Raw genomic sequence first — 12,231 nt, forward strand, 5'->3', positions numbered from 1 at the left:
GTCAAGGGGCGCGAAGCAGGAGACCGACAGGCGTCGAGCCGCCCGGCAACTGCTTTTATCGCGCGCGCTTGCCTCCCCCCGCCAAACTCGCTAAGAGACGCCGCAACTTGGGGCCTTAAAGGCCTGGGCTTTTAGAGCGGTTCCAGAAATTGTAACTCGGCTCTTTCGCCAAGCGGTCCGCCCCAGAGCTTTCGTGATGCCGGGTCCGGGTTTCCGTTTTCCGGCGCCAGTGGTGGTAGAGGCATATGGCACGCATCGTAATGAAATTCGGCGGCACGTCCGTCGCTGACCTGGACCGTATCAAGAACGTTGCCCGCCATGTGAAACGTGAAGTCGATGCCGGCCACGAGGTGGCGGTGGTCGTTTCGGCCATGTCCGGCAAGACCAACGAACTGGTCGGCTGGGTGCAGGGCATGCCGAAGGTGATCGGCGCCAACTCTCCGTTTTACGATGCGCGCGAATATGATGCGGTCGTCGCCTCTGGCGAGCAGGTGACCTCGGGGCTGCTGGCGATTGCGCTGCAGGCGATGGATATCAATGCGCGCTCCTGGCAGGGGTGGCAGATCCCGATCCGCACCGACAATGCGCATGGCGCGGCGCGCATCCTCGAGATCGACGGATCCGACATCATCAAGCGCATGGGCGAGGGGCAGGTCGCCGTCATCGCCGGCTTCCAGGGGCTGGGACCGGACAACCGCCTCGCCACACTCGGACGCGGCGGATCGGATACATCGGCCGTCGCCATCGCGGCCGCTGTCAAAGCGGATCGCTGCGATATCTATACCGATGTCGACGGCGTCTACACGACCGATCCGCGCATCGTGCCGCAGGCGCGCAGGCTGAAGAAGATCGCTTTCGAAGAAATGCTTGAGATGGCCTCGCTCGGCGCCAAGGTGCTGCAGGTGCGCTCGGTCGAACTTGCCATGGTGCACAAGGTGCGTACCTTCGTGCGCTCGTCTTTCGAAGATCCCGATGCTCCGGGCATGGGCGATCTGTTGAACCCGCCCGGAACGCTGATTTGTGACGAGGATGAAATCGTGGAACAGGAAGTAGTCACCGGCATCGCCTATGCCAAGGATGAGGCTCAGATCTCGCTTCGCCGTCTTGCCGACCGGCCGGGCGTCTCCGCCGCGATCTTCGGGCCGCTTGCCGAATCCCATATCAATGTCGACATGATCGTCCAGAATATTTCCGAGGACGGATCGAAGACCGATATGACCTTCACCGTGCCGTCTGGCGACGTCGAGAAGGCGATCAAGGTGCTCGGCGACCATAAGGAGAAGATCGGCTACGACGTCGTGCAGAACGAATCGGGGCTGGTGAAAGTCTCGGTCATCGGGATCGGCATGCGCAGCCATGCCGGCGTTGCTGCTACCGCATTTCGTGCACTTGCCGAAAAAGGCATCAACATCAAGGCGATCACCACCTCCGAGATCAAGATTTCCATCCTGATCGACGGTCCTTATGCAGAACTCGCTGTCAGGACTTTGCATTCCTGCTACGGTCTGGATAAGAATTGATTCCCAGCGGGCGGCCTGCTCCTTCAGGTTGAGGAGACGACGGCAGGCCGGCCGGGACAGAATGCGTTGTTTCGGGAGCTTGAGACGTCATGAGAGACCTTTCCGGCGGTCCGCGCGTGCTGCTCAGGCGGCTGCGCGAGTTGATGGCAGAGCCGCTGGAGCCGCAGGATCGTCTTGACCGGATCGTCCGGCAGATCGCCGGCAACATGGTGGCGGAGGTTTGCTCCGTCTACGTGCTGCGTGCCGACGGCGTGCTTGAGCTCTACGCAACCGAAGGCCTCAACCGCGAGGCCGTGCACCTGGCGCAGTTGAAGATGGGGCAGGGCCTCGTCGGTACGATCGCGGCTTCAGCGCAGCCGCTCAACCTTTCCGACGCGCAGTCGCATCCGGCGTTCCGATACCTGCCGGAGACGGGTGAAGAAATCTACCATTCCTTCCTCGGCGTGCCGATCTTGAGGACCGGGCGCTCGCTCGGCGTTCTCGTCGTGCAGAACAAGGCGAGCCGCACCTATCGCGAGGAAGAGGTGGAAGCGCTCGAGACGACGGCAATGGTGCTTGCCGAGATGATCGCCACCGGCGAGCTGAAGAAGATTACCAAGCCGGGCCTCGAACTCGACCTGACCCGCTCTGTGACTGTCGACGGCGACACCTATAATGACGGCATCGGCCTCGGCTATGTCGTGCTGCACGAGCCGCGCATCGTCGTTACCAACCTGCTCAACGAGGATGCCGAGAAGGAAATCCGGCGGCTGGCTGAAGCCATGGGTTCGCTGAGGATCTCGATCGACGACATGCTGTCGCGTCGCGACGTGTCGATGGAGGGCGAGCATCGTGAGGTGCTCGAAACCTACCGGATGTTCGCACATGACCAGGGCTGGGTGCGCAAGCTCGAGGAGGCGATCCGCAACGGCCTGACGGCGGAAGCGGCGGTCGAGAAGGTGCAGAGCGACACCAAGGCGCGGATGATGCGGTTGACCGACCCCTATCTGCGCGAACGCATGCATGATTTCGAGGATCTGGCGAACCGTTTGCTTCGGCAATTGACCGGTTATACCGGGCGGACGACCGCCGAAGGTTTCCCCAACGACGCGGTCATCCTGGCGCGTGCCATGGGGGCGGCGGAACTGCTCGATTATCCGCGCGCCAATGTGCGCGGGCTGGTGCTGGAGGAAGGGGCGGTGACGAGCCATGTGGTGATCGTCGCGCGTGCCATGGGCATTCCTGTTATCGGCCAGGCGGCGGGTGTCGTGGCGCTCGCCGAGAATGGCGATGCCGTGATCATCGACGCCGACGAGGGGCATGTGCACCTGCGGCCGATGGCCGATCATCGCCGTTCCTACGAGGAAAAGGTCCGCTTCCGCGCCAGACGGCAGGAGCAGTTCCGGGCACTGCGCGCCATCGAGCCGGTCACCAAAGACGGCCAGCGGATCTCCCTGATGATGAATGCCGGCCTGCTGGTCGATCTGCCGCAGCTGTCGGAATCGGGTGCGGAGGGCATCGGTCTCTTCCGCACCGAGCTGCAATTCATGATCGCCTCCACCATGCCGAAGGCGGACGAGCAGGAGCAGTTCTACCGCAATGTGATCAAACAGGCGGCCGGCCGCGCCGTCACCTTCCGCACGCTTGATATCGGTGGCGACAAGGTCGTGCCCTATTTCCGCGGCCACGAGGAGGAAAACCCCGCACTCGGCTGGCGCGCCATCCGGCTGTCGCTCGACCGGCCGGGACTGTTGCGCACCCAACTGCGCGCCCTGCTGAAGGCGTCGGCCGATACCGAGTTGAAGCTGATGGTGCCGATGGTGACCGAGGTTTCCGAGCTGAGGGTTGTGCGCGAGCTCCTGCAGAAGGAAGTGCAGCATCTCTCGCGCTTCGGCCACGGACTGCCGCGCAAGCTGCAATTCGGTGCGATGCTGGAGGTGCCGGCGCTGCTCTGGCAGCTTGACGAGCTGATGGAGGCGGTCGATTTCGTTTCGGTCGGCTCGAACGACCTCTTCCAGTTCTCGATGGCCGTTGACCGCGGCAATGCGCGTGTGTCGGACCGCTTCGATCCGCTGGGCAAGCCGTTTTTGCGGATCCTGCGCGACATCGTGCGTGGGGCGGACCGGAACAGGACGCCGGTGACGCTGTGCGGCGAACTTGCCGGCAAGCCGCTCTCGGCAATGGCGCTGCTCGGCATCGGCTTCCGTTCGATCTCCATGTCGCCGGCCTCGATCGGGCCTGTCAAAGCGATGCTGCTCGGGCTCGATGTCGGCGCGCTGGCCAAGGTGATGGATGACGTGCTGGACGATAACAGCGCCACGGTGCCGATGCGCGAGGTGCTTGCCCGCTTCGCCGAGAGCCACAATATTCCCCTTTAGCCTATATTAAGAATCGGAGTGAAGGGTGGCGAAGCTTCCCGTTGAAAAGATGCGCGAGCTGGAACGCCGTTTCGACGAGATCGAAGCGCGCATGTCGGCAGGCCCGACCGCCGACGTCTATGTGAAGCTTGCATCCGAATATTCCGAGCTGCAGCCTGTCGTTACGAAGATCCGCGCCTACGAGAAGGCGGTCGCCGAGCTTGCCGATCTCGACACGCTGCTCGAAGACAAGTCGGTGGATCGCGAGATGCGTGATCTTGCCGAACTCGAACTGCCCGAGGTGAAGGAGCGGATCGAGGCGCTGGAGCAGGAAATGCAGATCCTGCTTCTGCCGAAGGATGCGGCGGACGAAAAAAGCGCGATCCTGGAAATTCGCGCCGGAACCGGCGGCTCGGAAGCAGCGCTTTTCGCCGGCGATCTCTTTCGCATGTACGAGCGTTTCGCGGCCGAAAAGAGCTGGAAGGTGGAGGTGCTCTCGGCAAGCGAGGGCGAAGCCGGCGGCTACAAGGAAATCATTGCGACGATCACCGGGCGAGGCGTCTTTGCCAAGCTGAAATTCGAATCCGGCGTCCACCGGGTGCAGCGTGTGCCGGAAACCGAGGCGGGCGGGCGCATCCATACCTCAGCCGCGACGGTGGCGGTGCTGCCGGAGGCAGAGGAGATCGACATCGAAATCCGGCCGGAAGACATCCGCATCGACACGATGCGCTCCTCCGGCGCCGGCGGCCAGCACGTCAATACGACGGACTCGGCGGTGCGCATCACCCACTTGCCGAGCGGCATCGTCGTCACCAGCTCGGAAAAATCGCAGCATCAGAACCGCGCTAAGGCAATGCAGGTGCTGCGTTCCAGGCTCTACGACGCCGAGCGGCAACGGGCCGACAGCGAACGCTCGGCCGATCGCAAGAGCCAGGTCGGCTCCGGCGATCGCTCGGAACGTATCCGTACCTATAATTTCCCGCAGGGGCGGGTGACGGACCATCGCATCAATCTGACGCTCTATAAGCTCGACCGGATGATGGAGGGTGAGATCGAGGAGGTCGTCGATGCGCTGATGGCCGATTATCAGGCAAGCCAGCTGGCGCAGCTCGGCGAGCAGCTATGAGCCAGACGGTCGCCGATATGCTAGCCGAAGCGCGCCGCCGCTTCACGGAGGCAGGCGTCGCCGATCCGGCAACCGATGCGCGTCTGCTTGTCGCAGGCCTTCTGAAACAGTCATCGACCGAACTGTTGACGCGATCGGCCGAGAAGCTTTCTGCTGATCAGCTCGCGGTGATTTCCAAGGCGCTGGAGCGGCGGCTCGGCCATGAGCCGGTGCATCGCATTCTTGGCGAGCGGGAATTTTACGGTCTGCCGCTGCAGCTCTCGGCGGAAACCCTGGAGCCGCGGCCGGATACGGAAATCCTGGTCGATACGGTGCTTCCCTATCTCAAGGATCTTGCAAAGGTGCACGGCCATCTCCATATTCTTGATATCGGAACCGGGACGGGGGCGATATGCCTTGCGCTGTTGAGCGAGTGTCCTGAGGCGTCAGGCATCGGCAGCGACATATCGGCGGATGCCCTTGGAACGGCAAGATCAAACGCAGAAAGAAACGGGTTGCAGGATCGCTTTCAGGCCGTACAGTCGAGATGGTTCGAGGATATCCAGGGCTCCTTTCACGCGATTGTCTCAAATCCGCCCTATATTGCCTCCAATGTCATTCACGATCTCGCTCCCGAAGTGACGAAATTTGATCCGGTTGCGGCTCTGGATGGCGGCCCCGATGGGCTTGACGCCTATAAAGCCATAGCCAAGGATGCGGCAAGGTTCATGAGACCCGACGGGGTTCTTGGGCTGGAAATCGGCTACGATCAGCGAAACGATGTGACGGCGATCTTCGAAGCGAAAGGCTTCAGCTGCCTCAAATCCGTGAAAGATTATGGTCAGAATGACAGGGCGCTCATGTTCGCGCTCGCGTAAGAGGCGATAATTGCGGCGTTGGGCGGGGCATTATTGTTATTGCGAAGAAAAGGCTTGGATTTCCCAGGGAAGCAATATAGGTTGCGGACACGTGTTGGGCAGATAGGAATGAACGAGATTCGTTCGGTACTTGGTTTGCCTCGGGGGTCCGCTCTTTTAAACGAGAGTTTCAACGGTTGAACACGATCCAACGCGTGAATCAGTCAAACTGACTTGAGAACCAAGCGGCAGGTCGGCGCAGAGGCGCAGTATGCTCGCGGCACAAAGGTCCTGACCCGGTTTTCCGGTCATGGCGGTTGGTGCCATGTATCCATCACAAACAGAGAATTCAGGTGAACGATCTATGAGGCCAGGACAGCAAAACAAGCGCGGTCGAGGGCGTGGTAACAACAATAACAATGGCGGCGGCGGAAATAACAACAACAATTTCAACCGCAAGGGCGGCAATCCGCTGACCCGGACCTATGACAGTTCCGGCCCCGATGTGAAGATCCGCGGCACCGCCCAGCATATCGCCGAGAAGTATGCTCAACTTGCCCGTGATGCCCAGAGCTCCGGCGACCGCGTGATGGCCGAGAACTATCTTCAGCACGCCGAACATTACAATCGGATCATCGCCAGCGCCCAGGCGCAGATGCAGGAGCGTTTCCAGCGCGACGATCGTGGCGACTATAATGACCGCGATGCGGCGGATCGCGACAGCGACGATATTGATAACAGCGACAATGACGGCGATGATGTCGTTGTCGTCCAGCCGCCGCAGAGCAGGCAGCACCAGCCGCAGGCACAGGCGCAGCCGGCTCCCGCTCCGGCACCTCAGCCCGAGGTCATCGATGGAACCGGCCCGCAGCCGGAGATCGAAGGCATTCCTGCCGAGGTCGCCATGGACGAGGAAGGTTCCGCCGGCCAGCCGCGCGAACGCCAGCCCCGCCGCCGCAGCGCCGGCAACCGTCCCCGTCGCCCGCGTCGTGGCGCAGAAGGCGACGCCGCCTCGGAAGGCGAGGGCGCTTCCGCAGAGGCGCCTGTTCTGGCGGACGCCACATCGGAGTGAAGGATTTCGCCTTTCCTTCGAGAAGAGGCGGACGTTCATACCATCTGCGCGGATTTGCCTGAAAATCCCCGGCCTTGTGCCGGGGATTTTCATTTTACGGGCTCTTTAAACTGCTGGAACAGGCTACCATATTCTCCTCGAACTGCTTCGCCCAAACCGAGAGACGGGCAAGCGCGGCCTGCCTTTTCAGGGGGTCGATCTCAATCATCGGTCTGCGCCTTGTAAGGGCAGGGCGATCCATGGAGGTGGAATATGAATATCGAAAAATATTCGGAGCGGGTGCGCGGCTTCATCCAGTCGGCGCAGACCTATGCGCTGGCGCAGGGTCATCAGCAATTTTCGCCTGAGCACATGCTGAAAGTCCTGCTCGATGATGATCAGGGCATGGCGGCATCGCTGATCGAGCGCGCCGGCGGCGATCCCAAGGCTGCCCGCCTTGCCAATGACGCCGCCCTTGCCAAAATGCCGAAGATCTCAGGCGGCAACGGCAACATTTATCTGGCGCAGCCGCTTGCCAGGGTGCTTTCGACCGCCGAAGAGGCGGCGAAGAAGGCTGGCGACAGCTTCGTCACCGTTGAACGCCTGCTGCAGGCGCTGGCGATCGAATCCTCGGCGTCGACCTTTTCGACTCTGAAGAATGCCGGCGTCACGGCCCAGGGCCTCAACCAGGTCATCAACGATATCCGCAAGGGTCGGACGGCCGATTCTTCCAACGCCGAGCAGGGCTTCGATTCTCTGAAGAAATTCGCACGTGACCTGACCGGCGAGGCTCGTGAGGGCAAGCTCGATCCGGTCATCGGCCGCGATGACGAGATCCGCCGCACTATCCAGGTCCTGTCCCGCCGCACCAAGAACAACCCCGTGCTGATCGGCGAGCCCGGCGTCGGTAAGACGGCGATAGTAGAAGGGCTGGCGCTGCGTATCGTCAACGGCGACGTGCCGGAATCGCTCAAGGACAAGAAGCTGATGGCGCTCGACATGGGCGCGCTGATTGCCGGCGCGAAATATCGCGGCGAATTCGAAGAGCGGCTAAAGGCCGTGCTCAACGAAGTGCAGGCGGAAAACGGCGAGATCATCCTGTTCATCGACGAGATGCACACGCTCGTCGGCGCCGGCAAGGCCGATGGGGCAATGGATGCCTCCAACCTGCTGAAGCCTGCTCTTGCCCGCGGCGAGCTGCATTGCGTCGGCGCGACCACGCTCGACGAATATCGCAAACATGTCGAGAAGGACCCGGCGCTTGCCCGACGCTTCCAGCCCGTCATCGTCGACGAGCCGACGGTCGAAGACACGATCTCGATCCTGCGCGGCCTCAAGGAAAAATACGAGCAGCATCACAAGGTGCGCATCGCCGATGCGGCGCTTGTCGCCGCCGCGACGCTGTCCAACCGCTACATCACCGATCGTTTCTTGCCCGACAAGGCGATCGATCTGATGGATGAGGCGGCAGCGCGGTTGCGCATGCAGGTGGATTCCAAGCCGGAAGAGCTCGACGAGCTCGACCGCCGCATTATCCAGCTGAAAATCGAGCGCGAGGCGCTGAAGAAGGAAACCGACGTTGCTTCCGCCGATCGGCTGAAGCGGCTGGAGACCGAACTTGCCACTCTTGAAGAGGAAGCCGATGCGCTGACGGCCCGCTGGCAGGCGGAAAAGCAGAAGCTCGGCCTTGCCGCCGATCTCAAGAAGCAGCTCGACGATGCCCGCAACGAACTGGCGATCGCCCAGCGTAAGGGTGAGTTTCAGCGCGCCGGCGAGCTGACCTATGGCGTCATTCCGGATCTCGAAAAGCAGCTCGTCGAAGCCGAGAAGCAGGATGGCGAGCGCGGCGCGATGGTCCAGGAGGTGGTGATCCCCGACAACATCGCCCATGTCGTGTCCCGCTGGACCGGCATCCCGGTCGACAAGATGCTAGAGGGCGAACGCGACAAACTGCTTCGGATGGAAGACGAGCTGGGGAAATCGGTGATCGGCCAGGGCGATGCGGTTCAGGCCGTGTCGCGCGCGGTTCGCCGCGCCCGCGCCGGTCTGCAGGATCCGAACCGGCCGATCGGCTCGTTCATCTTCCTCGGCCCGACCGGCGTCGGCAAGACGGAGCTCACCAAGGCGCTCGCCCGCTTCCTGTTTGACGACGAAACGGCGATGGTGCGCATGGACATGTCGGAATATATGGAGAAACACTCCGTTGCCCGGCTGATCGGCGCCCCTCCCGGCTATGTCGGTTATGACGAAGGTGGAGCGCTGACGGAAGCCGTGCGCCGCAGGCCTTATCAGGTCGTGCTGTTCGACGAGATCGAGAAGGCGCACCCTGATGTCTTCAACATCCTGCTGCAGGTACTGGACGACGGACGTCTCACTGACGGCCAGGGCCGGACGGTCGATTTCCGCAACACGATGATCATCATGACCTCGAACCTCGGTGCCGAATACCTGACTCAGCTCAGGGACGGCGACGACAGCGACACGGTTCGCGAACAGGTGATGGAGGTCGTGCGCGGGCATTTCCGGCCGGAATTCCTGAACCGTATCGACGAGATAATCCTCTTCCACCGCCTGAAGCGCGAGGAAATGGGCGCTATCGTCGATATCCAGTTGAAGCGGCTGGTGGCTCTGCTGTCGGAGCGCAAGATCGTCATCGATCTCGATGAGGACGCCCGCCACTGGCTGGCGAACAAGGGGTATGACCCGGTCTACGGCGCAAGGCCGCTGAAGCGGGTGATCCAGAAATTCGTGCAGGATCCGCTGGCCGAGCAGATTCTGTCCGGCCAGGTGCCGGATGGATCGACGGTGAAGGTGACAAACGGGTCGGACCGGCTGCAGTTCCGGACACGGCAGACTGTTAGCGAAGCGGCATAGCTTGAGCTGTCGGATGAATGAGAAATGGCGGCCTTGGCCGCCATTTTTGTAGGCGCCCGGACACGGCGACTACTTGCTCGCCACCTGATCCGGTGTCTGGTTGTTCAACAGCGTATCGATGCGCTTGCGCTCATCCTCGAATTTCGCCAGCGGCTCGCCCTGCAGCGATTTGCCGCCGGGCAGGCGGATGCGCAGGGGATCGACCTTGGTGCCGTTGACGATCAGCTCGTAATGCAGATGCGGGCCGGTGGATTCGCCCGTCGTGCCAACCCAGCCGATCACCTGGCCTTGGCGGATCTTGGCGCCGGGCACTACGCCCTTGGCGATGGCGCTTTGGTGATTGTAGGAGGATTCATAACCGTTGGCATGGCGAATGATCGTCTGGTTGCCATAGCCGCCGGAATCCCAACCGGCTTTCTCGACCGTGCCGTTACCGGCAGCGATGATCGCCGTACCGCGGGGTGCCGCCCAATCGACGCCTGTATGCATGCGGGCAAAACCGAGGATTGGGTGCCGGCGCATGCCGAAGCCGGATTTGAATATGCCGTTCGGAACCGGGTTGCGCAGCAGGAACTGGCGGATGCTCTTGCCGTTCTCGTCGAAATAATCGACCGTGCCGTCCTCGGGATCCTGGAAGCGGTAGAACCGCGTCTGCGTATCGCCGAAACGGGCGTTGACGTAGAGAAGTTCGGAATCCTCGGTTGCCTGGCCGGCACTGTCGGCGACGGAGAAGAACGCCTCGAGCGTATCCGTCGGTCTCAGCTGCGCCTGGAAATCGACATTGCTGGCGAGCAGCTTGATGATCAGCGCGGTCATATCCTTGGTCATGCCGTAGGAAAGGGCGGCGCGAAAGATGCCGTCATAGACGCGCGGCAGGTTCTGGCCGGGCGCCGGCGCGAAGGAATTGTCATCAAAGGCTGTGGCGATAGCATCCAGCATCGGCGGCTCGCTGCCGGACACATATTTGCCCTTGTCGTCGAGAGCCACGGTGACCAGATGGCGCGTGCCGCGATAGACGCTGGCCCGGATGATCTTTGCCTGTTCGCCCTTCTGGATGATGCCGATCCGCAGCACGTCACCTTTTTCGAGGTCGCTGACTCCCAACTGCTGGGCAATGATGCCGGCAATGCCATCGGCATATTGCTGCGGATAGCCGGAATCTGTCAGCGCCTTGGCGATGGGTGCGTCGACGCGCACCGGCAGGATGTCATCGGCGAATTCTTCGGTTTGCGGCGTGATCGATTCCGGTGCGGAGACCGTCATGTTCTGCTCAAGCACACGGGCGGAGAGACCCGCGGTCAGATCGACATCGGCATCCTCGTTGGAGAAACGACGCGGGTCGACGTAATAAAGCGCTGCGAGCTGCGTATTGCCGTCGGTCAGCACGGAACCGTTGGAGCGCACATTTTCTTCGACCTCCTCGAGTGACAGGCCGGAGGCCATCTTCATACCGGTCTTGCCGGTCGGGAAGGCAATGGTTTTCAGGCTGACTTCGGATTCAACGTCGGAGCCATAAAGCGCGCCGGTGCGGCTTTGCGGGGCGGGCTGCGGCTCGTCGGCGGAGAAGATCGCCAGTGGATCGAAATCGGGATAGTCCTCGGTCGCGACATGGTTGGCGGCCAACATCATCTTCACATGCGCGAAGGGCTGGCGGCGCACGACCTCTTTTTCACCGTCGTGGACGACGGTCGAAACTTCCATGATCGCCCGGTCGGACGGTTTTGCGGCGATGGCGGGTGCGATCAGCCGGCCGCCGCGGACGACGGTCGTATCCTCATGCGCGTCTGCGACAGCACTCGCATAGGCTTCGGCGGGGATCGCCAGCTGCTGGCGGCCATCAAGGGCGGCAAACAGGGCGACGCCCATCAGGACGGAAGAGGTAATGCCGGTGAGAAACGTGCCCGAAAGCCAGCGCAGAGAAACCTCGCGACGGTCGGGAGCGCGCCTGCCGTCGGCCAGAAGCGGAGGCTCGTTGCCCAACGAGCGGATCATCATTTTCTCCGTCATCATGGCAGTCGGGTCCGCGTCCTTGCATTTGACGTCTCTGGGAGCATTTTCTTGACCATCCTGGCTGGGCGAAAGATGTGCATATTTTAGGCATGGAAGTCAAATCACGCAGTGAGGGGCAGTTTGCCCGCCTTTGCCCGTATGAATCGTGTGTCTGTTAAGACCAGCAGATTGTGATGATGTCGGGGCGCGGGAGACGAAAGAGCGTTCTTTCCCGCGAAAAGTCGAAGAATGTTCACTTCTCCCGCGCCGTGAGGCCGGTCGGAATCCGGGAAACGACCGCGTCTGCGAGACGTTCGAAATTTCATCTGCAAAAACAATCACTTGAAAGAAAAATGATTTTTTTCGAAAAGCGCTGTTGACTTGGAAAAGGGGTTGGTTCTATAAGCCCACTCACTGAACGAGGGCGGCGGCGCTGCTGGCGACGAAGTCTCTCGCTCTAAAGAAACTCAAGCGGATTGGCTGATGCTGGTTTGTGTTC

Annotated in this window: 7 protein-coding genes; 6 read left to right on the forward strand and 1 reads right to left on the reverse strand. The window is 61.5% G+C overall.

Annotated elements, in window-relative coordinates:
* The first annotated feature begins 245 nt into the window (after positions 1-245).
* The 6 genes from A7X77_RS29950 to clpB all read left to right on the forward strand — a co-directional run bounded on the left by A7X77_RS29950 (position 246) and on the right by clpB (position 9,743).
* Positions 246-1,520 carry an aspartate kinase gene (locus A7X77_RS29950; protein WP_064686444.1) on the forward strand — a complete coding sequence of 425 codons (1,275 nt, stop codon included), beginning with the start codon at positions 246-248 and terminating at the stop codon, positions 1,518-1,520.
* An 89-nt stretch (positions 1,521-1,609) separates the two neighbouring features.
* The gene (gene ptsP, locus A7X77_RS29955) at positions 1,610-3,877 is read left to right on the forward strand and encodes a phosphoenolpyruvate--protein phosphotransferase (RefSeq protein ID WP_064686445.1); all 2,268 of its coding nucleotides are present in this window, start codon (positions 1,610-1,612) and stop codon (positions 3,875-3,877) included.
* 25 nt (positions 3,878-3,902) lie between these two features.
* Positions 3,903-4,982, forward strand: coding sequence for a peptide chain release factor 1 (gene prfA / locus A7X77_RS29960; protein WP_064686446.1), 1,080 nt, complete (start codon positions 3,903-3,905; stop codon positions 4,980-4,982).
* Positions 4,979-5,839, forward strand: coding sequence for a peptide chain release factor N(5)-glutamine methyltransferase (prmC, locus tag A7X77_RS29965; RefSeq protein ID WP_064686447.1), 861 nt, complete (start codon positions 4,979-4,981; stop codon positions 5,837-5,839). The genes prfA and prmC overlap by 4 nt, the downstream gene beginning before the upstream one ends.
* A gap of 343 nt (positions 5,840-6,182) precedes the next feature.
* Positions 6,183-6,890, forward strand: a complete 708-nt coding sequence (locus A7X77_RS29970) for a DUF4167 domain-containing protein (RefSeq protein WP_064686448.1) — start codon at positions 6,183-6,185, stop codon at positions 6,888-6,890.
* A 252-nt stretch (positions 6,891-7,142) separates the two neighbouring features.
* Positions 7,143-9,743 (forward strand): ATP-dependent chaperone ClpB, encoded by a 2,601-nt coding sequence (gene clpB, locus A7X77_RS29975; RefSeq protein WP_064686449.1) that lies wholly within the window; start codon positions 7,143-7,145, stop codon positions 9,741-9,743.
* 69 nt (positions 9,744-9,812) lie between these two features.
* Here clpB and A7X77_RS29980 read toward each other — a convergent pair whose 3' ends face one another.
* Positions 9,813-11,753 (reverse strand): M23 family metallopeptidase, encoded by a 1,941-nt coding sequence (locus A7X77_RS29980; protein ID WP_064686450.1) that lies wholly within the window; start codon positions 11,751-11,753, stop codon positions 9,813-9,815.
* Positions 11,754-12,231 lie beyond the last annotated feature (478 nt).

The organism is Rhizobium bangladeshense, from assembly GCF_001662075.1.
Taxonomy (GTDB): domain Bacteria; phylum Pseudomonadota; class Alphaproteobacteria; order Rhizobiales; family Rhizobiaceae; genus Rhizobium; species Rhizobium bangladeshense_B.